This window comes from Burkholderia pulmonis (genome assembly GCF_984667975.1).
Window position 1 is genome coordinate 79,278 of sequence record NZ_OZ480187.1, and the last position, 26,293, is coordinate 105,570.

The 26,293-nt window shown below is 67.9% G+C and carries 28 protein-coding genes; 17 read left to right on the top strand and 11 right to left on the bottom strand.

Annotated features, from left to right (window positions below):
* Positions 1-120: 120 nt before the first annotated feature.
* A complete protein-coding gene (locus AC5LXK_RS17125; protein WP_493392681.1) occupies positions 121-759 on the bottom strand; it encodes a helix-turn-helix domain-containing protein in 639 nt (212 codons plus the stop codon).
* A 276-nt stretch (positions 760-1,035) separates the two neighbouring features.
* On the opposite strand from AC5LXK_RS17125, the gene AC5LXK_RS17130 reads away from it, so the two are divergent.
* The 3 genes from AC5LXK_RS17130 (at position 1,036) to AC5LXK_RS17140 (ending at position 4,169) form a co-directional block, all read left to right on the top strand.
* Positions 1,036-1,389: a RidA family protein gene (locus tag AC5LXK_RS17130; protein WP_493392682.1), complete on the top strand. Its 354-nt coding sequence runs from the start codon at positions 1,036-1,038 to the stop codon at positions 1,387-1,389.
* A gap of 31 nt (positions 1,390-1,420) precedes the next feature.
* Complete coding sequence (locus AC5LXK_RS17135; protein WP_493392683.1) at positions 1,421-2,671, top strand: NAD(P)/FAD-dependent oxidoreductase; 1,251 nt, start codon at positions 1,421-1,423, stop codon at positions 2,669-2,671.
* Positions 2,672-2,777: 106 nt separating this feature from the next.
* On the top strand, positions 2,778-4,169 hold the full coding sequence (locus tag AC5LXK_RS17140; protein WP_493392684.1) for an amino acid permease: 1,392 nt from the start codon (positions 2,778-2,780) through the stop codon (positions 4,167-4,169).
* A gap of 88 nt (positions 4,170-4,257) precedes the next feature.
* Here AC5LXK_RS17140 and AC5LXK_RS17145 read toward each other — a convergent pair whose 3' ends face one another.
* Positions 4,258-4,914 carry an outer membrane lipoprotein gene (locus AC5LXK_RS17145; RefSeq protein WP_493392685.1) on the bottom strand — a complete coding sequence of 219 codons (657 nt, stop codon included), beginning with the start codon at positions 4,912-4,914 and terminating at the stop codon, positions 4,258-4,260.
* Between the two features lie 464 nt (positions 4,915-5,378).
* Between AC5LXK_RS17145 and AC5LXK_RS17150 the strand changes: the two genes are divergently transcribed.
* The 3 genes from AC5LXK_RS17150 to AC5LXK_RS17160 all read left to right on the top strand — a co-directional run bounded on the left by AC5LXK_RS17150 (position 5,379) and on the right by AC5LXK_RS17160 (position 8,358).
* Entirely contained in the window at positions 5,379-6,578 is a 1,200-nt protein-coding gene (locus AC5LXK_RS17150; protein WP_493392686.1) for an amidohydrolase family protein, read from the top strand.
* A 66-nt stretch (positions 6,579-6,644) separates the two neighbouring features.
* Positions 6,645-7,829, top strand: coding sequence for an amidohydrolase family protein (locus AC5LXK_RS17155; RefSeq protein WP_493392687.1), 1,185 nt, complete (start codon positions 6,645-6,647; stop codon positions 7,827-7,829).
* Between the two features lie 55 nt (positions 7,830-7,884).
* A complete protein-coding gene (locus AC5LXK_RS17160) occupies positions 7,885-8,358 on the top strand; it encodes a nuclear transport factor 2 family protein (RefSeq protein ID WP_493392688.1) in 474 nt (157 codons plus the stop codon).
* Between the two features lie 60 nt (positions 8,359-8,418).
* Here the strand turns inward: AC5LXK_RS17160 and AC5LXK_RS17165 are convergent, their stop codons facing one another.
* Positions 8,419-9,282: a LysR family transcriptional regulator gene (locus AC5LXK_RS17165; protein ID WP_493392689.1), complete on the bottom strand. Its 864-nt coding sequence runs from the start codon at positions 9,280-9,282 to the stop codon at positions 8,419-8,421.
* A gap of 185 nt (positions 9,283-9,467) precedes the next feature.
* On the opposite strand from AC5LXK_RS17165, the gene AC5LXK_RS17170 reads away from it, so the two are divergent.
* The gene (locus tag AC5LXK_RS17170) at positions 9,468-10,142 is read left to right on the top strand and encodes an ankyrin repeat domain-containing protein (protein WP_493392690.1); all 675 of its coding nucleotides are present in this window, start codon (positions 9,468-9,470) and stop codon (positions 10,140-10,142) included.
* A 29-nt stretch (positions 10,143-10,171) separates the two neighbouring features.
* Here the strand turns inward: AC5LXK_RS17170 and AC5LXK_RS17175 are convergent, their stop codons facing one another.
* Positions 10,172-10,444, bottom strand: coding sequence for a hypothetical protein (locus AC5LXK_RS17175; RefSeq protein WP_493392691.1), 273 nt, complete (start codon positions 10,442-10,444; stop codon positions 10,172-10,174).
* A gap of 470 nt (positions 10,445-10,914) precedes the next feature.
* Here AC5LXK_RS17175 and AC5LXK_RS17180 point away from each other — a divergent pair, with 470 nt between their 5' ends.
* Positions 10,915-11,718, top strand: a complete 804-nt coding sequence (locus tag AC5LXK_RS17180) for an ABC transporter substrate-binding protein (RefSeq protein WP_493392692.1) — start codon at positions 10,915-10,917, stop codon at positions 11,716-11,718.
* 39 nt (positions 11,719-11,757) lie between these two features.
* Complete coding sequence (locus tag AC5LXK_RS17185) at positions 11,758-12,606, top strand: phytanoyl-CoA dioxygenase family protein (RefSeq protein ID WP_493392693.1); 849 nt, start codon at positions 11,758-11,760, stop codon at positions 12,604-12,606.
* A 75-nt stretch (positions 12,607-12,681) separates the two neighbouring features.
* Here AC5LXK_RS17185 and hutC read toward each other — a convergent pair whose 3' ends face one another.
* Together hutC and AC5LXK_RS17195 are read right to left on the bottom strand one after the other, a co-directional pair.
* Positions 12,682-13,419: a histidine utilization transcriptional repressor HutC gene (hutC, locus tag AC5LXK_RS17190; protein WP_493392694.1), complete on the bottom strand. Its 738-nt coding sequence runs from the start codon at positions 13,417-13,419 to the stop codon at positions 12,682-12,684.
* 30 nt (positions 13,420-13,449) lie between these two features.
* Positions 13,450-13,992 (bottom strand): helix-turn-helix domain-containing protein, encoded by a 543-nt coding sequence (locus AC5LXK_RS17195; RefSeq protein WP_493392695.1) that lies wholly within the window; start codon positions 13,990-13,992, stop codon positions 13,450-13,452.
* 134 nt (positions 13,993-14,126) lie between these two features.
* On the opposite strand from AC5LXK_RS17195, the gene AC5LXK_RS17200 reads away from it, so the two are divergent.
* The 3 genes from AC5LXK_RS17200 to AC5LXK_RS17210 are packed head-to-tail and all read left to right on the top strand — an operon-like array spanning position 14,127 to position 16,557.
* Positions 14,127-14,909, top strand: coding sequence for an aldolase (locus AC5LXK_RS17200; RefSeq protein ID WP_493392696.1), 783 nt, complete (start codon positions 14,127-14,129; stop codon positions 14,907-14,909).
* A 50-nt stretch (positions 14,910-14,959) separates the two neighbouring features.
* Complete coding sequence (locus AC5LXK_RS17205; RefSeq protein ID WP_493392697.1) at positions 14,960-15,856, top strand: dihydrodipicolinate synthase family protein; 897 nt, start codon at positions 14,960-14,962, stop codon at positions 15,854-15,856.
* Positions 15,853-16,557 carry an MOSC domain-containing protein gene (locus AC5LXK_RS17210; RefSeq protein WP_493392698.1) on the top strand — a complete coding sequence of 235 codons (705 nt, stop codon included), beginning with the start codon at positions 15,853-15,855 and terminating at the stop codon, positions 16,555-16,557. The genes AC5LXK_RS17205 and AC5LXK_RS17210 overlap by 4 nt, the downstream gene beginning before the upstream one ends.
* A gap of 17 nt (positions 16,558-16,574) precedes the next feature.
* Here the strand turns inward: AC5LXK_RS17210 and AC5LXK_RS17215 are convergent, their stop codons facing one another.
* Entirely contained in the window at positions 16,575-17,336 is a 762-nt protein-coding gene (locus AC5LXK_RS17215; protein ID WP_493392699.1) for an SDR family oxidoreductase, read from the bottom strand.
* A gap of 407 nt (positions 17,337-17,743) precedes the next feature.
* Between AC5LXK_RS17215 and AC5LXK_RS17220 the strand changes: the two genes are divergently transcribed.
* Entirely contained in the window at positions 17,744-18,451 is a 708-nt protein-coding gene (locus AC5LXK_RS17220) for a YceH family protein (protein WP_493392700.1), read from the top strand.
* A 32-nt stretch (positions 18,452-18,483) separates the two neighbouring features.
* Here the strand turns inward: AC5LXK_RS17220 and AC5LXK_RS17225 are convergent, their stop codons facing one another.
* Genes AC5LXK_RS17225 through AC5LXK_RS17235 form a run of 3 tightly spaced genes read right to left on the bottom strand, consistent with a single transcriptional unit; the run spans position 18,484 to position 20,755 of the window.
* Positions 18,484-19,749, bottom strand: coding sequence for a hypothetical protein (locus tag AC5LXK_RS17225; RefSeq protein WP_493392701.1), 1,266 nt, complete (start codon positions 19,747-19,749; stop codon positions 18,484-18,486).
* Complete coding sequence (locus tag AC5LXK_RS17230; protein ID WP_493392702.1) at positions 19,749-20,171, bottom strand: hypothetical protein; 423 nt, start codon at positions 20,169-20,171, stop codon at positions 19,749-19,751. The genes AC5LXK_RS17225 and AC5LXK_RS17230 overlap by 1 nt, the downstream gene beginning before the upstream one ends.
* 29 nt (positions 20,172-20,200) lie before the next feature.
* Entirely contained in the window at positions 20,201-20,755 is a 555-nt protein-coding gene (locus AC5LXK_RS17235; RefSeq protein ID WP_493392703.1) for a hypothetical protein, read from the bottom strand.
* 405 nt (positions 20,756-21,160) lie between these two features.
* Between AC5LXK_RS17235 and AC5LXK_RS17240 the strand changes: the two genes are divergently transcribed.
* The 4 genes from AC5LXK_RS17240 (at position 21,161) to AC5LXK_RS17255 (ending at position 25,348) form a co-directional block, all read left to right on the top strand.
* Entirely contained in the window at positions 21,161-22,477 is a 1,317-nt protein-coding gene (locus AC5LXK_RS17240; RefSeq protein WP_493392704.1) for a lipase family protein, read from the top strand.
* Between the two features lie 191 nt (positions 22,478-22,668).
* The gene (locus AC5LXK_RS17245; protein WP_226266255.1) at positions 22,669-23,799 is read left to right on the top strand and encodes a 3-deoxy-7-phosphoheptulonate synthase; all 1,131 of its coding nucleotides are present in this window, start codon (positions 22,669-22,671) and stop codon (positions 23,797-23,799) included.
* Positions 23,800-23,816: 17 nt separating this feature from the next.
* The gene (locus tag AC5LXK_RS17250; protein WP_493392705.1) at positions 23,817-24,773 is read left to right on the top strand and encodes a hypothetical protein; all 957 of its coding nucleotides are present in this window, start codon (positions 23,817-23,819) and stop codon (positions 24,771-24,773) included.
* A gap of 146 nt (positions 24,774-24,919) precedes the next feature.
* Positions 24,920-25,348, top strand: coding sequence for a PRC-barrel domain-containing protein (locus tag AC5LXK_RS17255; protein WP_175014843.1), 429 nt, complete (start codon positions 24,920-24,922; stop codon positions 25,346-25,348).
* Positions 25,349-25,442: 94 nt separating this feature from the next.
* Here the strand turns inward: AC5LXK_RS17255 and dapF are convergent, their stop codons facing one another.
* Entirely contained in the window at positions 25,443-26,273 is an 831-nt protein-coding gene (gene dapF / locus AC5LXK_RS17260) for a diaminopimelate epimerase (RefSeq protein WP_493392706.1), read from the bottom strand.
* Between the last annotated feature and the right edge of the window lie 20 nt (positions 26,274-26,293).

A 26,293-nucleotide genomic window follows, 5' to 3' on the forward strand; every position in this document is an offset into this window, starting at 1 on the left:
GGGTGAATTCCGGTTGAGGGTCGTGCATGCCGGCGCGGGCTGCTGCAGCCGCGGGATGCATCGTCCTCATCCTAATAGGAATCCGGATGTCGCGTGGCGGTGTTCGCCGCGTCCTTGCGGTCAGATCGCGTCGCGCGGCCGCTGCGTATCGCCGTCGACGCAGCACGCGAGCACTTCCGCGTCGGTGTCGCCGAGGCTCAGGTACACGTGCCCGACCGCGCTGTCGAAATACAGGCTGTCGCCGGCGCCAAGCCGGTACGCATGGCCGTTCTCGAAGCGCAGTTCCAGCTCGCCGCTCAGCACGAACACGAACTCCTCGCCGCTGTGCCGGATGTAGTCGGCGAAGTCGGAGAGCTTGCGCGCATGGATCCTGCCGCGCACGGGCACCATCCGCTTGCCGGTCAGGTCGTTCGCGAGCATCCCGTACGCATAGTTCGGCGTGTCGTAGACCATCTGCTGGCCGGCCGGCGTGAACGACGGCGTCATCGCGCCGGCTGGCGCGGGCCGGCCGAACATCGTGTCGAAGTCGAGTGCGAGCGCGTGCGTGAGCGCCGCGAACTTGTCGTAGGTGAGCGCGATGTCGCCGCGCTCGGCCTTCGAAATCGTCGACACCGCAATCCCGGAACGCTCGGACAGTTGCGCGAGCGTCAGGCCGCGCGATTTGCGCGCGTCCCGCAGCCGCGCGCCGACCGTCTGGTGGTCGAGCTGCGGCGGGGCGGCGTCGGTGGGCGGCGGAACGGGAGCGGTGGATTTGGGCATGCGGATACAAGGCGCGGCGTGAATACGGGTTTTATCGTATACGAGAATAAATTTTCTCGTATATGATAATTTTCGTCGAGGTCGCCGATGTGGGCGTGACGGCCACTCTAGCATCGGACGGCGCGAAACTCGCGGCGCCGGTGCGGCCGGCACGAACGCTGCGGGTACGAATCGGCGCAGCTCGCCCGTGCGGCGGCGGCCCGATCGTGCGCGCGCCGGCGGTTTCCCCTGTCATTTCCCCGGCCCGTTGCGGCCGGGCACGCGAAGGTGCAATCCATGTCCAGTGAAATCAAACGTCTGCAGACCGGTACGCGCATGAGCCAGGTCGTGATCGCGAACGGCATCGTCCACCTCGCCGGCCAGGTGCCCGATACGGCCGGCGCACCGATCGCCGTGCAGGCAACCGAAATCCTCACGCGCATCGACGCGCTGCTCGCGTCGGCCGGCGTCGACAAGACGCGCGTGCTGACGGCCAACATCTGGCTCAGCGACGCCGCGCATTTCGACGCGTTCAATGCGGTGTGGGACGCGTGGGTGCCGGCCGGCCACGCGCCGACCCGTGCTTGCGTGCAGGCGCTGCTGATGAAGCCCGGTCTCGACGTCGAGATCGCCGTGACCGCGCTCGCCTGACGCTCGCGCTGCCCGCCGCGAGGAATTCCCGATGACATTCGATACGCTCGTCCTGGGCGGCGGCATGATCGGCGTGTCGGTCGCCGCTCACCTGCAACGGCGCGGCCAGTCGGTGGTGCTCGTCGACCGCAAGGCGCCCGGCAACGAAACGTCGCTCGGCAACGCGGGGCTGATCCAGCGCGAAGGCGTGTACCCGTATGCGTTTCCGCGCGGCTTCGGCACGCTGCTGAAATACGCATGCAACCGCTCGCCCGATGTCCGCTATCACGCCGGCGCGCTGCCGAAACTGATTCCGTTCCTGTATCGCTACTGGCGCAATTCGCATCCGGCGCGCCATGCCGAGATCGCACGTGCGTATGCGCCGCTGATCGAGCACTGCGTGACCGAGCATCGCGCGCTGATCGAAGCGTCCGGTGCCGGCGCGCTGCTGCGCGAAGGCGGCTGGCTGAAGGTGTTCCGCACGGCCGCGACGCGCGATGCCGAAACGCGCGACGCCGAACGCTGGCGCGCCGAATACGGCGTCGCCTTCGACGCGCTCGACGCGGCCGCGCTGCGCGACGCGGAGCCGCACCTGAGCCGCGCGCTGATCGGTGCGCTGCGCTATACGGATTCCGATTCGATCAGCGATCCGAATGCGCTCGTCACGGCTTACGCGCGCTACTTCGAGCAACTCGGCGGCCGCATCCTGACCGGCGATGCACTGACGCTGTCGGCCGCGAACGGCTGGCGCGTCGATACCGCGCAAGGCCCGGTCGACGCGCGCGCGGCGGTCGTCGCGCTCGGCCCGTGGTCGGACCTGCTGTGCGAGCGGCTCGGCTACACGCTGCCGCTCGCGGTCAAGCGCGGCTATCACATGCACTACGCGCCGCAGCCGGGCGCGCGGCTGAACCGGCCCGTGCTCGATGCGGACAGCGGCTTCCTGATCACGCCGATGACGCGCGGCATCCGCCTGACGACCGGCGTCGAACTCGGCTATCGCGATACGCCGCCCACGCCGACCCAGCTCGCCGCCGTCGAACCGGTCGCGCGCGAACTGTTTCCGCTCGGCGCACGCGTCGACGGCGAGCCGTGGCTCGGCCGCCGGCCGTGTACGCCCGACATGCTGCCGGTGATCGGCGCGGCGCCGCGTCATCGCGATCTGTGGTTCGCGTTCGGGCATGCGCATCACGGCTTCACGCTCGGCCCCGTGACCGGCCGGCTGATCGCCGACCTGATGACCGGCACGCAACCGTTCGTCGATCCGGCGCCGTTTCGCGTCGAACGCTTCCTGCACGGCCGCTGAACCGGCGACCGTGCGCTGCAGCAGGGCGGCCGGCACACGACGCCGGCCGCTCCATCCAGCGGCCGGCCCATCCGGCCCGCCGCGACGATCAACGACTGGAGACAACATGCAACAGCACACGATGCGGCGCGCGCTCGGCGCGCGCCAGATTTCGTTCATGGCGCTCGGCATGGCCATCGGCGTCGGCCTGTTCCTCGGCTCGGCGTCCGCGATCAAGGCGGCCGGGCCCGGCGCGCTCGTCGCGTACCTGATCGGCGGCGCGATGATCTTCCTGATCATGCGCGCGCTCGGCGAGATGGCCGTGCACCGGCCGGTGTCCGGCTCGTTCGGCGCGTATGCGTTCGAATACGTCGGGCCGTTTGCCGGCTACGTGGTCGGCTGGAGCTACTGGCTGCTGATGGTCGGTGTCGGCGTCGCCGAGACGACGGCCATCGGCATCTACATGGGCTTCTGGTTTCCGGACGTGCCGCAGTGGCTGTGGGTCGTGTCGGCGATCGCCGCGATCTCGGGCTTCAACCTGCTCAACGTGAAGGTGTACGGCGAGCTGGAGTTCTGGTTCGCGATCGTGAAGGTCGTGACGATCGTGCTGATGATCGCGGGCGGCGCGCTGATCGTGTTCACCGGGATCGGCCATCACGGCGAGCCGGTCGGGCTGTCGAACCTGTGGCGCCATGGCGGCGTGTTCCCGCACGGCGCGCTCGGCGTCGTGAGCGCGCTGCCGATCGTCGCGTATTCGTTCGCGGGCGTCGAGATGATCGGCCTCACGGCCGGCGAGGCGCGCGAACCGCAGAAGATGATCCCGCGCGCGATCAACTCGGTGCTGTGGCGCATCCTGATCTTCTACGTCGGCGCGCTGTTCATCATCATGGCGCTGTATCCGTGGAACGAACTCGGCGAGCACGGCAGCCCGTTCGTCACGACCTTCGAATCGCTCGGGTTGCGGCAGGCGGCCGGCATCGTCAACTTCGTGGTGGTGACCGCAGCGCTGTCGAGCTTCAACTGCATCGTGTTCAGCGGGGCGCGCATGCTGTCGAGCATGGCGGGGAACGGTCTCGCGCCCGCTTCGTTCGCGACGCTGAGCGCAAGCGGTTCGCCGTCGCGCGCGGTGCGGGCGACCGTGCTGTTCATGTCGGTCGGCGTGGTGCTGAACTATGTGATTCCCGCGCGCGTATTCGGCTGGCTGATGTCGTTCCTGTCGTTCGACGTGGCCGTGATCTGGGCGATGATCGTGCTGACGCACATGCGGTTCCGGCGCGCGCTGGCCGCGCGCGGCGAGACGGTCGCGTTCCGCCTGCCGGGCGCACCCGTCACGCCGTGGATCTGCCTGGTGTTCGTCGCGTTCGTGTTCGTGATGCTCGGCGTCGATCCGTCGACGCGCGGCTCGCTGGTGGCCGGTGCGGTGGTGATGGCGCTGATGGCGATCGCCTACCGGCGCTCGCGGCATCTGCAGGCCGCGGCGCGGTCGGCGCGCGTCGCGCTCGGGGCCGAGCGCGTGTGAAGGCAAAGCCGGTGTCGCGCCGAATCCGTTGTGCTCGACGTCGAACGCTCGACGTGCGCGCGATCAGGTCACGCGCACGCCAGCGGAATCAATAACGCGACAGCTGATTGCCGTTGATCTGCACGCGGTCGCCCGGACGCAGGTTGCCCGGCGACTGCACGTCGAACGAGCGCATCGAGCCGTCGCTGACCTGCACGTCGATCCGGTAGCTGCTCGGGCCTTGCGCGGCACCCATCTGCTGGCCGATCTGGTTGCCGGCCACCGCACCGCCGAGCGCGCCGATCACGGTGGCCGCATCGCGGCCGTGGCCGCGGCCGAACTGGTTGCCCACCAGGCCGCCGACCAGCGCACCGACGACGGTGCCGGCGACGCCCGACGGGCCGACCGAGCCGTTGACCGGCTGGATGTTCGAGACGGTGCCGTACTGCGCGCCGTACGGGGTCGCGTATTGCTGCTGTTGTTGCTGATTGCCGTACTGGTCATACGGCTGCGACCCGTATTGCGGCTGGTTGCCGTACTGGTCGTACGGCTGCGGTGCCTGGTTCGGGTACGGCTGCTGTTGCTGCACGTAGCCCGGTTGCGAGTACGCAGGCTGCGCATAGCCGGGCGTTGCGTATTGCTGCTGCTGCGGATAGCCCGGTTGCGCGCCGTAGTAGCCGGGTGCGACGCAGGCGGTGAGCGGAAGCGCCGCCACGGCGACGAGCGAGGCGAACAGAACGGTCTTCGTGGAGGGCATGCGCATCATGATGTTTCCTGCATCGGCAACGTGTCCGCCGATGGATTCCCGGATGGGTGGCGAACTCGGCGTGAGTATAAGGAATGGCCGGACGCACGTCCGGTGCGGCCGGGTAACAACGTGTAAAGTCTGTTGCCGCGCAACTCGCCGGCCGGGCGGGGCGCTCGACCCATGCCCTGCAAGGGCGCGAGGCGGCTTCCGGCCAGTCGCGTGCCGGTAATGAGGCCGACGCGTTTCAGGCGGGATTTCAGGGGTTTTCGCCGCGATCGAACCCCATCGCAGCGCCAGGCCCGACGGGCAGGCGCGCCGCGCATCGCGAAATCGAATGCGCGGCATCGCGACATTTAATTGGCCTCGGGCGGCGGCGTCCGATATCGTGGCCGCATTCCCTGCCAATGGTCGCGCCGCGCCGGCTGCGGTTCCTTCCCCTGTCCGCGCCGGTGTCGCGCAGCGACCGCCCCACATTCCAGGCCATGACCGAAAGACTCTTCATCAACGCCGTCGATGCCGGCGGCCAGCCCGTCAATCTCGTCGTCCGTGACGGCCGTTTCACCGCGATCGGCGCCGATGCCGCAGCCGCGCCCGGCGCGGAGACGATCGACCTCGAAGGCCGCGTCGTGCTGCCCGGCTTCGTCGACGGCCACATCCACCTCGACAAGAGTTTCGTCGGCGATCGCTGGGTGCCGCACGAATCGGTCGGTTCGCTGCGCGAGCGGCTCGCGGTCGAGAAGCGCCAGCTTGCCGCCGCGCCGCCGATCGTCGAGCGTGCGAACGCGCTGATCGCGCAGGCCGCCGCGTTCGGCACGATCGCGATGCGCAGCCACGTCGACGTCGATGCGACGACGGGCCTGTCGAACCTGCAGGCCGTGATGGCCGCGCGCGAACAATGGCGCGGGATCGTCGACATCGAACTGGTCGCGTTTCCGCAGGCTGGCGTCGTGACGTGCCCGGGCACCGCGGAGATGCTCGACGCAGCCGTGCGCGAAGGCGCGGACGTGGTCGGCGGGATCGACCCGACGACGCTCGACGGCGACGCGGACGGCCAGCTCGACATCGTGTTCGGCATCGCCGAAAAGCGCGGCGCGAAGATCGACATCCACCTGCACGAGCCGGGCGAAATCGGCATCGCGCAGTTGCTGCGGATCGCGGCGCGTACGCGTGCCGCCGGGCTCGGTGGCCGCGTGAACGTGAGCCACGCGTATGCGCTCGGCCAGGTGAGCGACGACGACGTCCGGCGTACCGCCGCGGCACTGGCCGACGCCGGCGTGTCGATCCTGACGAATGCGCCGGGCGACTGCGCATTCCCGCCGGTGCAGCCACTGCGCGACGCGGGCGTGCACGTGTTCGCCGGCAACGACAACATCCGCGACGCGTGGTGGCCGTACGGCAACGGCGACATGCTGCAGCGCGCGATGATGGTCGGCTACCGGTCGGGCTTCTACACCGACGAAGCGCTCGGGATCGCGCTCGACATGGCGACGCATGCCGGCGCACGCGTGATCGGCAAGGATAACTACGGAATCGCGGTGGGCTGCGACGCGAGCTTCGTCGCGGTGCGCGCGCCGAACGCGGCGGCGGCCGTGGCGGGCGTACCCGCCGAGCGCTGGGTATTCCGCCGCGGCGAGAGCGATACCGGCGCGCCGTTCGCCCCGTCGCTGCGCTTCACGCGCTGACAAACTGACCGGCGGCACGGCATGCGCCGTGCCCGCTTCGCACTGACCGACCCCACCGGAACCGACATGACGAACCTGCTGATCCGCAATGTCCGCACGAGCGCCGACACTGCGCTCGACATCCTGATCGAAGACGACCGCATCGCGTGCGTCGGCCCGTCGCTCGACGCGCCTGCCGGCTGCGCGATCGAGGACGGCGCGGGCGCGCTCGCGCTGCCCGGCCTCGTCGAAGGCCACACGCACCTCGACAAGACGCACTGGGGGATGCCGTGGTATCGCAACCAGGTCGGGCCGCGCCTCGTCGACCGCATCGAGAACGAACGCCACTATCGCGCGACGAGCGGCCATGACGCAGGTGCCGCATCGCTCGCGCTGGCGCGCGCATTCCTCGCGGCCGGCACGACGCGTATCCGCACGCACGTCGACGTCGATACCGAAGCCGGGCTGCGCCACCTGCACGGCGTGCTCGCGACGCGCGAGACGTTGCGCGGGCAGGTCGACATCCAGATCGTCGCGTTTCCGCAATCGGGCGTGCTCAAGCGGCCGGGCACCGATGCGTTGCTGTCCGACGCGCTCGGCGCCGGTGCCGACCTGCTCGGCGGGCTCGACCCGTGCGCGATCGAAGGTGATCCGGTCAAGGCGGTGGACGTGCTGTTCGCGATCGCCGATCGTCACGGCCGCGGGCTCGACATCCATCTGCACGAGCGCGCATCGATGGGCGCGTACTCGCTCGACCTGATCCTGCAGCGCACGGCCGAGCACGGCATGCAGGGGAAAGTCACGATCAGCCACGGCTTCTGCCTCGGCGATATCGCCGAACGCGAGCGCGATGCGCTGCTCGCGCGGATGGCGGAGCTCGGTGTCGCGCTCGTCACGACCGCGCCGGCGGCGGTGCCGGTGCCGCCGGTTGCCGCGTGCCGCGCGGCCGGCGTGACCGTGATCGGCGGCAACGACGGCGTGCGCGATACGTGGACGCCGTATGGCTCGCCCGACATGCTCGAACGCGCGATGCTGATCGGCATGCGCAACGATTTCCGCCGCGACGATGCGCTCGAAGTCGCGCTCGACTGCGTGACGTACAGTGCGGCGCGCGGTTGCGGATTCGCGGATTACGGGCTGCAGCCGGGCAGCCGCGCGGACGTCGTGCTCGTCGATGCGCTGACGTTCGCCGAGGCCGTCGTCGCGCGGCCGGTGCGGCGTCTCGTCGTGTCGTCCGGGAAGGTCGTCGCGCGCAACGGCGCACTGGTCTGAATGCGCCGTCGCCCCGGTATGATCCGGTTTTCAGCCTGATTTCCGGGAGACGACGATGCGACGCACGATAGCGGCACGGGCCGCACGATGGATGGCGGCGACCCTGTTCGCCGTGACGGCCGCGCACGCGGTAGCGGCGGGCCCGACGGCCGCACAGCAGGAGGCCAACCGGCGCACGGTGCTCGCGTTCTACGAGAAAGGGTTGAACGAGAAGGATGCGGACGCCGCGCTGGCCTATGTCGGCGATCGCTACGTGCAGCACAACCCGAACGCGGCCGACGGTCCCGACGGCTTCCGCAAGTTCGTCGCCTTTCTGCGCGACAAATATCCGCAGTCGCACAGCGAGATCAAGCGCTCGTTCGTCGACGGCGACTACGTGATCCTGCACGTGCATGCGGTGCGCGAACCGGGCACGCGCGGCAGCGCGATCATGGACATCTTCCGGCTCGAGAACGGCAAGATCGTCGAGCACTGGGACGTCAACCAGCCGGTGCCCGAGCAGGCCGCGAACGGCAACACGATGTTCTGATGCAGGCGGGGCGCAGCACGCCGCACCCCCGCGCCCCGCTTCCGGATGAACCGGCCTTGCTTACTTGCCCTCGAGTTCCAGCATCTTCGCGAGCGTCCTCGTCAGCTCGCTGACCATCGGGTCGGCGGTCGGCCGGTGCAGGATCGCGATGTCCATGTGCTCGATCGGCTCAAAGCCCTGCTTCGCCGTCAGCACGACGTGCTCGTCGGTCACCACGCGCGCGGGCAGCACGCTGATGCCGAGCCCGTCCGCGACGGCCGCCTGGATGCCGCTCAGGCTCGACGTCGTGAAGCTGATCCGCCAGCGGCGGCCGCGCTCCTCGATCGCCTTGATCATGTCGTCGCGGTAAAGTCCGCGCGGCGGGAACACGACGATCGGCACCGGGTCGAGATCGATCGACGGATGCGCCGCGCTGTCGATCCAGCGCAGCTTCTCGGGCCAGCGCACGACGGCTTCGCGGCTGTCGCGGCGCTGCTTGATCAGGACGAGATCGAGTTCGCCGCGATCGTATGCGGCGCTGATGTCGCGGCTCAGCCCGCACATCACTTCGAGCTTGACCTGCGGATGCTCGCGCTTGAATGCGGCGAGCGCGTGCGTCGTACGGCCCGCCGCGAAATCGTCGGGCACGCCGAGCCGGATCGTCAGCGCGACCGTCGCGCCCGACAGCGCTTCCAGCATCTCGTCGTTCAGCGCGAGCATGCGCCGCGCATAGCTGAGCACCGTCACGCCCGCATCGGTCGGCCGCACGTCGCGCGTGCCGCGGTCGAGCAGGCGGTGGCCGGCGATTTCCTCGAGCCGGCGCACCTTCTGGCTGACCGTCGACTGCGTCGAATGCAGGCGCGCGGAAGCCGTCGTGAAACTGCCGCAGTCGGCGACCATCACGAGCGCGCGCAGCAGGTCGATGTCGAACAGGGGTCTATTCATTTCTGCACTTCTGTGGATTCGAACATTTCATTTCCAAATGCGTGCGACTACTTTTAACATGGCCGGACGCTGCGGGCAATCGCGGTTTCGCCGGACCCGGCGCGGCGTCCTGCGGCGCCGGGCCGGCGCCTGACGTATCGCATCGGCCGCGCATCGGCGTGCGCGGCACGCAAGGAGGGAACGGGATGTTTTTCAAACGGATCGCGATCATCGGCTCGTTTGCGCTGACCACGCTCACGTCGGCCGTGGCCGCCGCCGACGGCGGCGCGCCCGAGAACCGGCTGCGCAGCGCGGGCGACCGCGGCGATGCGGGCGAAGTGCGCATGCTGCTCGAACACGGTGCGCAGATCGATTCGCGCGACGGCCAGGGCCGCACCGCGCTGCTGATCGCGACGCACGGCAATCACGTCGAGGCGGCGCGCGTGCTGATCGACGCGGGCGCGGACGTCAACGCGAAGGATGCGATCCAGGACAGCCCGTATCTGTATGCCGGTGCGCGCGGCCATCTCGACATCCTGCGGATGACGCTCGCGCATGGCGCCGACCTGCGCAGCACGAACCGGTATCGCGGCACCGCGCTGATTCCGGCGTCCGAGCGCGGCCACGTCGATACGGTGCGCACGCTGATCGACGCGGGCGTGAACGTCGACCACGTGAACCGGCTCGGCTGGACCGCGCTGCTGGAGGCGATCATGCTCGGCGACGGCAGCGAGCGCTATGTGCGGATCGTGCAGCTGCTCGTCGATGGGCACGCGAACGTCGATCTGGCCGATTCGAACGGTGTGACGCCGCTGCAGCATGCGCGGCAGCGCGGGTATGGGGCGATCGAGCGGGTGCTGGCGGCGGCGGGGGCGCGGTAGGGGTTAGCGGCGGCAGCAAGGGGTTGCGGTCAGATCCACACGTTCCGATAGAGGTGCAGCGCCTGTGACCATGCGGCAAGGTTTTTCCAGATGGACCGTAGCGGGGTGCCAGAGCGTTCCGCAGCTTCCTCGGCCGCGTGCACGACGACGGGTAGCGGTAGCTCGTCGAAAATGACGGCGAACTGCGATTCACATCCTGCCGGGATGTGCCCGGTGGCCAATGCGTCGACCAGTCGCGCCTGTGTGAGGGCGAGCTCCGCTCTCCGTTTCGCCACGACCTGACCGATCTCATTGAGTTGCATGCGGGGGCCCCCGGTTCGGATTCAGCAGCTCATGAATGTAAGGGTTATCTTGCATCGTCGAACGCGTTATCGCGTTCCAGCGATGTGTCATGCGGTATAGGGCGCATTTGCCAATGCCGCCGATCCAGTATCGGGCGCGCCTTCACGCCGATCTCCTGTATAGACATCCCGATCCAGCGAACATCCGGAAAAACGCGTGCTGTAGCGGACGTGCGTCGCGCAGGGTAAACACCCGAAAACCTCGCAATAAGGCCGCCAATCAAGCGCGATCTCACCGTCCCGGCCGCCATCTCCCGCCAATCCGCCGCGTCCCCCCGCTCCCCCGCTTGCGCTCGAAAATTGAGCGGTCTAGACTGCATCGCAGTTTCATCGAAGTCCCCGTCTTTCGCGCACCGTGTCGGCATGCCGGCGCGGCGCCTACCACCGGACGCCGGCGTCGCCCGCCGCGTCGAGACCTTCAAGGACACGCCATGAACCGCACTGCAAAGCTCCTCGTTACCGCGCTGGCGTTCGCGCCGCTCGTGTCGTTCGCCCAGGACACGTCGACGATCCGCTGGGGTATCGACCCCACGTATCCGCCGTTCGAGGCGAAGCAGCCCGACGGCTCGCTCGCCGGCTTCGACATCGACCTGCGCAATGCGCTCTGCGAGCAACTGCATGCGAAGTGCGTGTGGGTCGAGCAGGGTTTCGACGGGATGATCCCGGCGCTGCGCGCGCGCAAATTCGACGTGATCATGTCCGCGATGACGGCCACCGACGAGCGGCTCAAGCAGATCGACTTCACGAACAAGCTGTATGCGTCGCCGGGCGCGCTCGTCGCGCCGGTCGGCTCGAAGCTGCTGCCGACCGCCGAGTCGCTCGCGGGCAAGCGCATCGGGATCGACCAGGGCACGACGCAGGAGGCGTACGCGAAGGCTGAATGGGCGACCAAGGGCGTGACGATCGTGTCGTACCAGAATCAGGACCAGGTGTACCAGGATCTCGTCAACGGCCGCCTCGACGCGACCTTCCAGGACAAGACGCAGGCCGGCTACTCGTTCCTGCGGACACCGCGCGGCAAGGGCTACGCGTTCGCAGGCCCGGACGTGACCGACGTGCGGATCACCGGCTACGGCGTCGCGATGGGCATCCGCAAGGGCGATGCCGACATGAAGAAGCGGCTGAACGACGCGATCGTCGCGATTCGGGCGAACGGCACGTACCAGAAGATCGCCGCGAAATACTTCGACTTCGACATCTACGGCACGAAGCAGCAGCTGACTTCGGCACCGTGATTCCGTGACCCCGTGATTCATTCCATCGACAGGCACACCATGACGAGCATCCACGACCGCGTCGCGCAAGCCGTGACGCCCGAACTGATCGCCGCGTTCCGCGAGGAAGGCGCGGTCTGCATCAAGGGCATCTTTTCGCCCGACGAAGTGGCCGCGCTGCGGGCCGGCATCGATACGAACCTCGCGCAGCCGAGTGAACGCGCGAAAGTGGCGAGCCGGCCCGACGATCCGGGCTGGTTCTTCGAGGATTTCTGCAACTGGCAGCACAACGACGCATATCGAGACTTCATCGTGCGCTCGCCGGCGCCGTCGGTCGCCGCCGCGCTGATGGGGACCGAGAACGTGCGGCTGCATCACGATCACCTGCTCGTGAAGGAGCCCGGCACGCGGCAGCGTACGCCGTGGCACCAGGACCAGCCGTACTACAACATCGAAGGCGACGACAACGTCAGCATGTGGATTCCGGTCGATCCGGTGCCGCTCGAATCGACGCTGGAATTCGTCGCGGGCTCGCATCGTGGGCCGTGGCTGATGCCGCGCACGTTCATGGACAAGGAAGCGAAGTGGTTTCCGGAAGGCAGCCTTGCCGACCTGCCCGACATCGAAGCCGACCGCGCGGCGTTCCCGATCCGCCACTGGGCGCTCGAACCCGGCGACATGGTGTGCTTCCGGATGCTCACGCTGCATGCGTCGGGCGGCACGCAGAACCGCCGGCGCGCGTTCTCGATCCGCTTCGTCGGCGATGACGTTCGTCACGCGCCGCGCCGCTGGAAAACGTCGCCCGATTTCCCGGGGCTCGCGGAGCAACTGGCCGACGGTGCGTCGCTCGACCATCCGCTGTTTCCGGTCGTGTGGTCGCGTGGCGCGGGGCAGGTTGGTGCGATCTGAGCCGCGCAGGTGACGAACACGGCGGTCGTTTCATGACGAAACGACCGCCGTGTGCTTTTTGCGGACGAAGCAGGGTCAGGTCGGGTGGCGTCCGGCGCCCGGCTTGAAGCGCGAGCCGAGCCGGTAGCGGTTGCCCGGATGCAGGAAATGCACGAACGTGACGGGCAGCCCGTCCGTCCAGGTGCGGCGCGTGAGCGTGAGGCACGGCTCGTCGGCGCGCATGTCGAGCAGCCGCGCCTGCTCGGCGGTGGGCAGCGCTGCGTCGACGACGTGCTCGATTTCCAGTTCGTAGTGCGACACGTTGTTGTACAGGTACTCGGACGGCGGCTCGGCCTGGAAATCCTGGTCGATGAAGCCCGGCGCGGCGGCCGGATTCACGTAGCGGTCCTCGAGCTGGATCGGGCGACCGTTTTCCTCGTGCACGCACACCACGTGAAAGACCGGCGTGTTGACCGGCAGCCCGAACGCGGCCGCGACGTCGAACGACGCGGGCTCGCTCGACCGGCTCAGCACGCGGCAGCGATATTCGTGCCCGCGTGCGCGGATTTCGTCGCGAATGTGCGCGATCATCAGCAGGTTCGATTGCGGCTTGACCTCGGCGACGAAGGTGCCGACGCCCGCGATGCGCTTCAGCACGCCTTCCTCGGTCAGCTCGCGCAGCGCACGGTTGACCGTCATGCGCGCGACGCCGAACTGCGCGGCGAGATCGAGCTCGGACGGAATGCGGTCGCCGGGGCGCCAGTCGCCCGCTTCGACGTTCTGGCGAACGAGCGTCTTGATCTGCTGGAACGGTGCGGTGGCCTTCGTGACCATCGGGGATCCTTGCGCGAAGAAGTGACGAGGCTAGTCGTCGTGGCTGACGATGACCAGGATCTCCGCCTGCGCGGTGCCGAGGCTGCGCGTGCGGTGCGGGATGAGTGCGTTGAAATAGACTGAATCGCCGGTCCTGAGTTGCACCGTCTCGTTCGGAAATTCGATTTCGACGCGCCCTTTGTGCACAAACAGGAATTCCTCGCCTTCGTGCTCGCGGAACGTCGACGCGACGAATTCGTGCGGCGGGTGCACGACGAACGGCAGCATCTTCTTCGGTGCGACGCCGGCCGCGATGCTCTCGAAGCGGTGCGCGTGGCTGTCGGCCGCCGCGCCCATCGCCGTGCGTTCGCCGGCGCGCGTGACCGTGATCAGCTCGCGGTTGTGGCTTTCCGAGAACAGCTGCTCGACGTCGACGCTCAGCGCCTTCGACAGCTTCAGCGCGACCGCGATCGACGGCACGCTCAGGCCGCGCTCGACCTTCGACAGGTAGCTCTTGGTGAGGCCCGTCTCGTCGGCCAGCACATCGAGCGTCCAGCCCTTCTGTTTTCTGAGCAGCTTCAGGCGAATCGTCATGGGGCGCCAGGTGTCCTTCGAAAAACCGATTGTAACGCATGACACAAAGTGTCCTGTGGTGTATCGTGTGTCACGTGGTGCCGGGGAAACGGCCGCGGACGGCGCGGCAAACCCGGTTCATTCAGGAGGCGAACATGGCGGAAACGCTAAATTTGACGAAGGAAGCGCTGGTCGCGCTGGCGGAGCGGCGGCTCGAAAACGAAGTGGGCGACAGCCGCTGGTCGGTGCGGCAGAAGCTCGCGCTCACGTGCCGGATCCTGTTCGACGCCGGCCACGATTCGGGCCTGGCCGGGCAGATCACCTGCCGCGCGGGCGATGCCGGCACCTACTTCACGCAGCGGCTCGGGCTCGGTTTCGACGAGATCTCGGCCGCGAACCTGCTGCACGTCAACGAGGATCTCGACGTCGTCGACGGCGAGGGCATCCCGAACCCGGCCAACCGGTTCCATACGTGGATCTACCGCGAGCGCCCGGACGTGAACTGCATCATCCATACGCACCCGGCGCACGTCGCGGCGCTGTCGATGCTCGAGCAGCCGCTCGTCGTGTCGCACATGGACACCTGCCCGCTGTACGACGACTGCGCATTCCTGAAGGACTGGCCGGGCGTGCCGGTCGGCAACGAGGAGGGCGAGATCATCTCGAAGGCGCTGGGCAGCAAGCGCGCAATCCTGCTGTCGCATCACGGCCAGCTCGTGGTCGGCAAGACGATCGAAGAGGCCTGCATGCTCGCGCTGCTGATCGAGCGGGCGGCGAAGCTGCAACTGCTCGCGATGTCGGCGGGCGAGATTAAGCCGGTACCGCCGGCGCTGGCGCGGGAAGCGCACGACTGGATCTCGAAGCCGAAACGCGATGCGGTGACGTTCGACTATTACGCACGCCGCGCGTTGCGTACGCATCGGGACTGCGTCGCGTAAGCGGGCGCATCGCCTTCTTCTCGCTCGACAATCATTGAGGAATACACATCGTGTCCATCCTGTTGCAAGGCATCATTGCCTACCCGGTCACGCCGTTCTCCGCCGACGGCAGCGTCGACCTGAAAGCGTTCGATGCGCTGATCGATCGCCTGATCGCCGACGGCGTGCACGCGATCGCGCCGCTGGGCAGCACCGGCGAAAGCGCCTACCTGTCCGACGCCGAATGGGAGGCAGTCGCCGCCGCGTCGATTCGCGCGGTGCGCCGGCGCGTGCCGACCGTCGTCGGGATTTCCGACCTCACCACGGCGGGCGCGGTGCGTCGCGCGCGCTTCGCCGAGCAGGCCGGTGCCGATGCGGTGATGGTGCTGCCGGTGTCGTACTGGAAGCTCGGCAATGACGAGATCGTCGCGCACTACCGCGCGATCGGCGATGCGATCGGCATCCCGATCATGCTGTACAACAACCCGGCGACGAGCGGCGTCGACATGCCGCCCGACCTGATCGTGACGATCTGCCGGACCGTCGACAACGTGACGATGGTGAAGGAGAGCACCGGCGACATCGGCCGGATGCACCGGCTCGCGCAACTGAGCGACGGGACGATCCCGTTCTACAACGGCAGCAATCCGATGGCGCTCGCCGCGCTGGCCGCGGGTGCGGCCGGGTGGTGCACGGCCGCGCCGAACCTGAATGCCGCGCTGCCGCTGGCGCTGGTCGACGCGATGCGCGCGGGCGACCTGGCGCGCGCCAGGTCGGTATTTCACGCGCAGTTGCCGCTGCTGCAGTTCATCGTCAACGGCGGGTTGCCGGTGACCGTGAAGGCCGGGCTGAGGCTGCGCGGCTTCGACGCCGGCGAGCCGAGGAAGCCGCTGCTGCCGCTGGGCGACGCGCGCACGCGCGAACTCGAGCGCCTGCTGGCAGCGCTGCCGGACGGTGCGGCGGCATGAGCGATGGCGCACGGCCGGCGATTTCCGCCACCGTCGGCGCGGTGCGGATCGGCGCGAGCCGTCCGCTGGCCGGCACGCCGCATGCGAGCGCGATCGACAAGCAACCGGTCGATGCGCGCCTGTGGCTGGGCACGCTCGGCTTTGCCGGTGACGAGCAGGCCGATGCGCGACATCACGGCGGCCCGGACAAGGCGGTTCATCACTATGCACATGACCACTATGCGTGGTGGTCCACGCAGATCGGTGCGTGCGACGTGCTCGCGCAACCGGGCGCCTTCGGCGAGAACCTGTCGACGCACGGATTGACCGAGCACGACGTGTGTCTCGGCGACGTGTTCGCGCTGGGCGGCGCGGTGCTTCAGGTATCGCAGTCGCGGCAGCCGTGCTGGAAGCTCAATGCGCGCTTCGATCATCCGCGGATGGCCGCGCTCGTGCAGCAAAGCGGCCGCACCGGCAGGTACTACCGCGTGCTGCAGGAGGGCTGGGTGGAGGCCGGCGATGTGCTGGCGCTGCAGGCCCGCCCGTATCCGCAATGGCCGCTGTCAGCGGTGCTCGACGTGCTCTACCGGCGCACGCTCGACATGGCCGCGCTCGACGCGCTGTGCAACGTGCCGTTGCTGCCGCCCGGCTGGCGCAAGATGCTTGAAAAACGCCGGACGGAGCGGCAGGTCGAAGACTGGACGAAACGGCTCGAAGGATGACGAGCGGCGTTGGCGGCTTACCGGGCCGGCAGGTTCCGCACGTCGGCCGTCGGCTCGGCGCCGAACGCGTCGCTCAGCGCATAGCCGAGCAACTGGCGCGCGGCTGCCTCGGGCGTCGCGAGTGCGCCGCTCGACTTCAGATCGTCGAATTTCTCGCGCATCGGGAAGTTCTCTTCGCTGGTCGAGCGGATCGTTGCCTGCATGCCCGTATCGACGACGCCCGGCGCGACGCTGCAGATTCGCAGCCCGCCGTTCGCGTCGAGCGCGACCGCGCGTGCATGGTGATCGAGCGCGGCCTTGGTCGCGCAGTAGATGCTCCAGCCCGCATACGCGTTGCGGGCCGCGCCGCTCGACAGGTGCAGGATCCGGCATTCGGTCGTGGCCGATGCGGTCTGCGCGAGTGCGGCCGACAGCATCAGCGGCGCGGCGACGTTCAGGCCCACCGCGCGGGCGACGATCGCCGGATCCTGCGCGGCGAGCGGGCCGATCGGATCGACGATGCCCGCGTTGTTGAACAGCAGCACGAGCGACGCGCCGTCGACGAAGTCGCGCAGCGTGTCGCCGGCGAGCCAGGTCGCGACGGCTGCAGAGTCGGACAGGTCGAGTTCGACTTCGGCGAAGCGGTCGCCGGCTTGCGACGCGAGCGACGGATGACGGCTGCGCGACACGCCGAGCACGGTAATGCCTTCCTGCAGCAGTTGTTCGGCAAGCGACGCGCCGAGGCCGCGCGTATGTCCGGTGACGATGGCGCGTACGTGCGCGGAAGAAGATGCAGTCATGGCGGTGAACCGGTGAGGGGGTAAACGGTGCCGACGAGCGGCGCGCCTGCACGGCAGTAGCGCGCTCTGGACGGGTGATGCGTGGTGTCGGCGCGCGAAGACGGTCGCGCGCGGCGCCGCGGATAGCGGCGTGAGCGCATATCGTAGCGCCGGCATGCGCATCGCGCAAACGGCGGGTTTTGCACGACGGGCGAATTCGCCATGCCGTACGCGCGCATCGCCGCGTGGTACCGCGCAGCATCGGGCGGCACGATACGTTGGACGAAAACCGGCTGCGGTACGTGCGCGCGCCGGTACGGCGAGCGGCGCCGGGCCGCGCGTCGCGAGCTATCATATGGCTCGCCCGTGCGCGATGCCGGACGGGCCGCGACTGTTTCCCTTCACCTGCTGCACGCTGCGACGCCACCATGAACACCACGCCGGATACGCCCACGCCACGCGCCCTTCGCGAACTCACGCCTCTCGAGGCCCGCATTCTCGGCGTGCTCGTCGAGAAACAGCACACGGTGCCGGATACGTATCCGCTGTCGCTGAATGCGCTGACTTCGGGCTGCAACCAGAAAACCGCACGCTCGCCGGTGATGAGCGTCAGCGAGGACGAAGTCACGACCGCGCTCGACGGGCTGAAGCACCTGAGCCTCGTGATGGAAGGCAGCAGCAGCCGCGTGCCGCGTTTCGAGCACAACGTGAACCGCGTGCTCGGCATCCCGAGCCAGGCGATCGCGCTGCTGACGATCCTGCTGCTGCGCGGCCCGCAGACGGCCGCCGAGTTGCGCCTGAACAGCGCCCGCCTGCATGGCTTCGCGGATATCTCGTCGGTCGAGGCGTTCCTCGACGAGCTCGCGGCGCGTGCGCAGGCGCTCGTCGTGCGGCTGCCGCGTGCGGCGGGGGCGCGCGAGAACCGCTGGATGCACCTGATGTGCGGTGAAGTGAACCTGGCTGACTTCGCGAGCGCGGATGCCGGTGGCGCGGATTCGGTGCCGCCTTCCGAATTCGAAGCGCTGAAGGCCGAGCAGAAGCGTCTTGCCGATGAAGTCGCGCGGCTGAACGCGCTGGTTCAGCGGATGGCGAGCGAACTCGGCATCGACACCGGCGTGCCGGGCGACGCGTCGTGACGCGATGACGGCGGTGCCCGCGCACCGCCGCATTACTTCAGCTTCACACCCGGCACGAGATAACGCGCACCACCCGATTTCAGGATCGGCGCGAGCGCCGCAAACGGTGCGTCGAGTTGCGGCCCGAGACAGGCCGCCGCCGCGTGAACGATCCCCGACACTGCGAACGACAGCTTGCCGGGCACATCGAGTTCGAACGCCAGATATTGCGGGAACACATCGGCGCACGACACCGAATTGCCTTCGCCGTCCGTCGGCTGGTCGCGTGGCGTCGCCCCGTCGCGAAGCCGCGTGATGAAACTCGTCAGCGCGGAGCTCGTTGCCGATTCGCCGTCCTTGCCCGGTGCGGTCGCATCGATGATGCGATTCCAGTCGAGATAGGTGCCGCGCAGCAAGTCGAACGTGACCGGGTCGTAGTGATTGTCCGGATACGCGCCGCCGCAGAACAGGCTGCCCGTTTCCACGATGCCGAATGCCGCACTCGACAGCCATGTGACTGCCACGTGCTCGTCATCGTAGCCACCGAGTGTTCCGGAGGCCGGCCCGTCGTCGGTATAGCGCGTCGATTCGCATTCGAGCGCCGCGAGACTCATCTGCCAGTGCCGCTGTTCGAGCAGATGGTTGACCCGCGCCATCACGGCGGGATCGGGGTGGCGGCTCAGCCGTGGATACGCGAATTCCGTGCGCGAATCGCGCCACATCCGGTACGCAACCGTGCCGTCGCCGATTTCGGGGCCGACGGGCCGCGCGTGCCCGGCGAGCTTCAACGTGGCATAAGGCGCATGCTGCATGTCAATGTCTGCGCTGCGAGCGATACCGCTGCCGACACCACTTCCGGACACAGCGGTGATCGCTTCGACGGCGCCAGGGGCGACCGCGTCGGGATCGTATTCGGCCACGCGGCGCAACGTGAACGCGCGCGTCTTGCCTGAACGCGCATCGGTCCAGCGGCCGCGATAGCCGGCCTTGTCCCGCGTGCCCTGCCAGGTTGCCGCGACATGATCGAAATCGGCGTGCTCGCGGAATGTCGACGGGTCGCGCGCGTCGTCTGGCAATTGTGTACGCGCGAGCGGTTCGACCAGTTGCACGGGCGTGCCGTGCAGCGGAATGTCGACGCCGAACTGCGCATAGAAATAGCGGCCCGAAAGCGTGCCGTCCGCCGCCGGCAGCGTGTCGAGTTCCATCACGACGGCGCCCGCTCCTTGCAGCGTTCCTTCGTAGACCGTGCGCGGCGCTGCATTTGCGAAGCCCGCGTGCAGCGCGATCAGCACCAGCACGATCCGGATCGGCGGGCGCATCACCAGCGGCACCCGGTTTGTTCGGAGGCGTCGACGTCCGGTACTCTGCCGAACGCGGTCTGCTTGCCGGTGCGCGCGCTGGTATAGGTCATCGAATAGATCATCGCGCCCTGTGACATCATTTCGTACCGCCCGTTGATCCTGCCGTCGACCATCTCGACCCAGGTCGTCGTGAACTGGTGCGGGCGGCCCTCGGCGAGCACTTCCTCGTCGACGTGCTCGACCACCAGCGGCAGCGCCGTTTTCGCTTTCGCATAGCGGACCATGCCGCCCGACCAGTCGACGGCGTCGTCGTAGTAGGTGCGCATCTCGAAGCGCACGGGTTTGTCGCCGTCCGACTTGAAGCAGTACACCTCGGTGGAGACCTTGGCGAACGCGGGCAGCGACGCGCAGAGCAGCAGGACGGCGAAGGTTTTTTTCATGATGGACCGGTGAAGAAGGAAGTGCGGCATCAACCGAGCACGATCCGCGTAGCCCCTGCATCGACGAGCCGGAACAGCAGATCCTCGACGGCCGTTTCCGGCGCGGAACCGAGATCCGCATCGACGCGCCAGCCCTGTGCCGTGCGAACCGGTTCCGACAGATAGTGAACGATCCCGTGCAGCCCGTCTTCGGCCGGGGTGTTCTCGTCGTCGACATCGAACCACGCGAGGAACCACGCCTTGAACGTGTCGTTCGCCGCGCTTTCGTCGAGACCGTCGGCCTCGATCGCGGCCCAGTCCCAGACGAACGGGCGGATCGATACGGCTGCCGTTTCGAGCTCGAACGCGAACGGCTCGAAATCCAGCTGCGTGGCCGAATCGACCATCGCGGGCTGGCCGGCCGATTCGCCTTCGGTCGTGATGGTGTCCGCGCGGCACGGCAGCGCGAGCGGGCCTTCGGTGGCCAGTGTGCCGTCGGCCCGCCGGTAGGCCGGCTCGACGATGATGGCCCGTTGCGCGGCCGCTTTCGCGAGCAGGTCGGCATACGGTTGACGGATGGCGCGGAGCAGTTCGGATACGGTCATCGTGGCGTGTCGGTAGAACGGGGAACGATCGGTCGCGGGCAGGCGGTGCGCGAAGCGGCTTGCGTCGCACGACGCGGCCGTTTCGCTACCGGACAGCCGTGATCGTACGGTACTTCGACCGAACACGGACAGTCGGCCAAACGGCCGGAGCGACCGCATCGCGAAGCACGGCTTTTAGACGTTTACCTTCAAACAATCGAAAACGCGCATCGAACGCATTCGCGTTGTGCTTCAATGAATCCGGTTTGTACTCCTACTAAAATTACAGATTCAGAACAGGCCGGATCATTCACTTAAAGGAGACAGTCGATGGCAAGGAAACGCCTTTGAATCGGCAATCGCAATGGTCTGCAACACCGCCGGACTTCCTTCGATGAAAGCAGGTTATTCCAGGGGCCCCCACCCATGTCCTCCAGCCGTTTCATGATTGCCGCAGCCGCCATGGCCGCCGCACTGGCGTTCGCCGTGCCGCCGGCCAGCGCCGCCGCACCGACCGTGTCCGATCCGTTCTACACGTACACCGGCACCACGCCGCTGGCATCGGTTCCACCGGGCACGGTGCTCAAGACGCGCAACGTCACCTATCACGTGGCCGGCATTCCGACCGCGGTGACCGCGCAGCAGCTGCTGTATCGCACCAACAACGCGCAGAACCAGCCGGTCGTCAACGTGACCTCCGTGATTCGCAGCCAGGTCAGTAACGGGCAGGCGATCTCGTACCAGTCGGCCTACGATTCGCTGAACCCGTACGACGAGCCGTCGCAGGTGATCGCCGGCGACCGTGACGTGACCAAGGTCATCAACATCGGCACGCTGCTCTACAGCGCGGAATCGATTCCGCTGTCGACGCTGCTGCTGCTCGGCTACAACATCATCGTGCCCGATACGGAAGGCCAGACGGCCGACTTCGCGGCCGGCCCCGAATACGGGATGACGACGCTCGATTCGATCCGCGCGGCGCTGAATACACCGTCGACCGGGCTGAACCCGTCGAGCAAGGTCGCGATGATCGGCTACTCCGGCGGCGCGATCGCGACGAACTGGGCCGCGCAGCTCGCGCCGAGCTATGCGCCCGAGATCAACAAGCAGCTCGTCGGCGCGGCGGAAGGCGGCGTGCTGGTCGATCCGGCGCACAACCTGCACTACGTCGACGGCAGCATCGTGTGGGGCGGCGTTGCCGCGGCCGCGCTGGCCGGGCTGTCGCGCGGCTACAACTTCGACCTGACGCCGTATCTCAACGATACGGGCGTCGCCGTGTTCAACGACATCCAGAACCAGTCGCTCGCATACATCCTGCCGAAGTACACGGGGCTGCACTGGAGCACGCTGTTCAAGCCGCAATACGCGAACGACATCAACAGCATTCCGGCGTACGTGACGTATGCGAACAAGGTGAATGCCGGGCTGGCCGCGTCGCCGACGATCCCGATGTTCATCGGCCAGGGCACGGCGGGCGCGCTGGACGGCACCTTCAGCAGCCAGGTGGGTGACGGCGTGATGCTCGCGTACGACGTGCGTGCGCTGGCTCAGAAGTTCTGCGCCAGCGGCACGCCGGTCACGTACAACGAGTATCCGCTGGAGCATGCGGGCGCGATCGTGCCGTGGGTCGCGGGGATGCTGCCGTGGCTTTACGATCGCTTCAACGGGAAAGCCGCGCCGAGCAATTGCTGGCTGACGTCGCTGCTGCCGAGCAATTCGCTGGCGCCCGAGACGCTGCACTAGTTGCGCCGCGCCACGCGGCGAATGACCGGGCGACCCCTTAGCGGGTCGCCTTTTTCTTGCGATGCCTTGACGTCGGTCGCGTGACCGCGGCGGCCGCCGCCCGCGTTCCCCCGCCGTCATCCTCTGCCGCCTCCTCCGGGTGCCATAATCGAGCCTGCCCAATCATTCCAGACGTCCCCCGGAGAATCACCATGCAGAACCTCGACAATCCTTCCCACGATCGCGAGGTAGGCAGCGCCGACGCGACGCAGGACACCACGCGCATCGACGACGTCCGCATCGGCGCCGTGCGACCGCTGATTTCGCCGGCGCTGCTGCTGGACGAACTGCCGGTGCCGGCCGGCACGCAGACGCTCGTCGAGGACACGCGCCGCGCGATCGGCGACATCCTGCACGGCCGCGACGACCGGCTGCTGCTCGTCGTCGGCCCGTGCTCGATCCACGATCACGACCAGGCGCTCGATTACGCACGCCGCCTGAAGGTCGCGGCCGACGCGCTGAAGGACGACCTGCTGATCACGATGCGCGTCTACTTCGAGAAGCCGCGCACGACGGTCGGCTGGAAAGGCTACATCAACGATCCGCGCCTCGACGGCAGCTTCCGCATCAACGAAGGGCTGCGCGCCGCGCGGCAACTGCTGCTCGACATCAACGCGCTCGGCCTGCCGGCATCGACCGAATTCCTCGACCTGCTGAGCCCGCAATACATCGCGGACCTGATCGCGTGGGGCGCGATCGGCGCGCGCACGACCGAGAGCCAGAGCCATCGCCAGCTCGCGTCGGGCCTCAGCTGCCCGATCGGCTTCAAGAACGGCACCGACGGCGGCGTGCAGGTCGCGTCGGACGCGATCGTCGCCGCGGCCGCGAGCCATGCGTTCATGGGGATGACGAAGATGGGGATGGCCGCGATCTTCGAGACGCGCGGCAACGACGACGCGCACGTGATCCTGCGCGGCGGCAAGACCGGCCCGAACTACGACGCCGAGCATGTCGAGGCGTGCTGCGCGGTGCTGCGCAAGGCCGGGTTGCGCGAACAGGTGATGGTCGACTGCTCGCACGCGAACTCGAACAAGTCGCACGACCGGCAGGTCGACGTCGCGCAGGATCTCGCGCGGCAACTGTCGCAGGGTGAGCAGCGGATCGTCGGCGTGATGGTCGAGAGCCACCTCGAAGCCGGGCGCCAGGACCTGAAGCCGGGCGTGCCGCTGAAGTACGGCGTGTCGATCACCGATGCGTGCCTGAGCTGGACGCAGACGGAGCCGGTGCTGGACGTGCTGGCCGATGCCGTGCGGCAACGTCGCGCGCAGTCGCGCAACGCATGACGGAGGGCGGCGGCGCCATGTCCGATTCCCGCTCCGGCGCGCCGGACTTTCCCGGCACGCCCGTCGCTTCCGATGCGACGGCAACGGTGCCCGCGTCCAGGCTGTTTTCGATCGCGGGCATCGGCTGGGCGTCGTTCCTCGGCTCGCCGCTCGCGGGCGGCATCCTGCTCGCGGCGAATGCGCGGCGTCTCGGCAACCGCGCGCTCGCGCGGCGGCAGATCGTCGCGACGGCGCTCGTCACGCTCGTGTCGGTCCTGCTGTACGCGGCGGTGACGCTGCCGGAATCGGCCGCGGTGCCGGGTGCGCTCGTGCACGCCGTCGTGATCGGTGCGCTGGCCGGGACGGTCGTCTATGCGCGGTGCGCGCAAGGCGCGGCCGTCGACGCGCATCGGGCCGCCGGTGGCGGACTGTATTCGAACTGGCGTGCGGCGGGCATCGGCGTGCTGACACTGTGCGGCGTCTGGATCGCGATCGCATCGGCGCTCGTGGCGCTGGGCGTCGCAGGCGTGCTGAATTTCGACAACGACCTGCGGATCGTGCGCAATTATCCGGCGCCGACGGAACTGCGTTTGCCGGCCGGATGGCGCGTCGCGGATCGGCCGCGGGATCCGGGCGACGCGACGTACCGTATCCGGCGTTTCCGGTACGGGTTGATGTCGGCGGGCATCGAGTTCGTGATCGGCGACAAGAGCGACGACACGCTGGCGAGTTTCTGCGAAGGCATGGTCGACGCGGTCAAGGAGGGCGGCAGCGCGATCGAGTCGTCGCACGCCGAAAACGGCACGGTAGACGGCCGGCCCGCGATGATGTGCGAATACAAGAGCACACTCGACGACGTAATCGTGCATCAGTCGGCCGTGCTGACGTCGGGCAACACGAAGACATGCGCGCTGATCTACACCGCACGCGAAGACAACTACGCGCGCTATCTGCCTGAATTCGCACAGGTTCGGGATTCGCTGCGTTGTCCGTAATGCTGTTGTCGCGCGGGCTGCGTCATCGCGTCCGATGCAGCGTTGCGCGAGTGGCGCTAACATGGGCCGGTGCGATGTGTCGCGCATACGGAGGCGGAGAGGCCGTCCGCCGATACCGACAACAATTCACCGGAGTGCATAACAGCATGGCTTTTTACAAGACCCTCATCGCAGCAACCGTCCTCGCATCGAGCGTCAGCGCGCACGCGCAGATCGCGGGTGCGCAGCCGATCAGCGTGACCGTCGAGCAATCGCAGGCGCTGCTCGAAGGCTGGAGCGTGAAGAAGAGCGTGCTCGGCAAGGCCGTGTACAACGACGACAACCAGAAAGTCGGCACCGTGCGCGACCTGATCGTCGCGCCGGACGGCTCGGTGTCGGCCGCGATCGTGTCGGCAGGCGGCTTCCTCGGCGTGGCCGCGCATGACGTCGCGGTGCCGATCGCATCGCTCGACGTGCGCAAGGGCAACATCTACCTGCCGGGCGCGACGAAGGATGCGCTGAAGGCGACGCCGGCATTCCAGTACGCGAAGGTGCCGTCGCCGCCGAAGCCGAAGAAGATCGACGACAAGCAGTGATGCACACGGCCCGGCACGTCCTGTGCCGGGTCAGGCCGACCGCGCCGCGATCGCCGCGCGGGTCGGTATCCCGATTCCCGCCGCATGCCGGCAATCAGCTTGCCGCTGACTCCCCGTCCACCCACACCGCGCTGAACCCGAACGCAACCGGCCCGCTCAGGAACACGCTGCCGGTGCCGTCCCATTGAACGGTGACGTCGCCGCCGTCGCATGTCACCCGTACCGTATCGTCGAGCAGCCCGCGCCGGATGCCGTTGACCACCGCGCCGCACGAACACGAGCCGGAGCCGAGCGGCACGCCGCCGCCGCGCTCCCAGATGCGCAGGCGAATGTGCGAACGGTCGATGACCTGCACGACGTGCACGTTGGTTTTCTGCGGAAACAGCGGATGCGTTTCGATTGCGGGGCCGAGGGTTGCGAGGTCGATCGCATCGACATCGTCGACGAAGAACGTGCAGTGCGGATTGCCCATGCTGCACGCGGCCGGTGCGCCGGGCAGCGGCAGCGCGAGCGTGTCGAGCGCTTCGGCGACGGGCACGTCCTGCCAGCCGGCGCGCGGCGCGCCCATCTCGACGCTGACCAGCCCGTGCGCATCCTGCGAACAGCGCAGGCGCCCGCGATTCGTGCGCAGCACGACCGACGGCGCGCCGGTTTCCCGCATCACCTTCCACGCGACGCCGCGCGTTGCGCTGCCGCAGGTATCGAGCGTCGAGCCGTCGGGATTCCAGAACGCGACCTGCGCGGCCGCGTCGCCGCAGTCCGACAGCACCGCGAGCTGGTTGAAGCCGATGCCGTTGTGCCGGTCGCCCATGCGCCGCACGAGGTAGCGGTCGATGCGGGGCAGGTGGCCCTGATCCTGACCGCGCAGGTCGACGACGACGAAGTCGTCGCCGTTTGCGTTCATCTTCTGAAATCCGATCGCCATGGCGGTTCCGGAATGGAGGC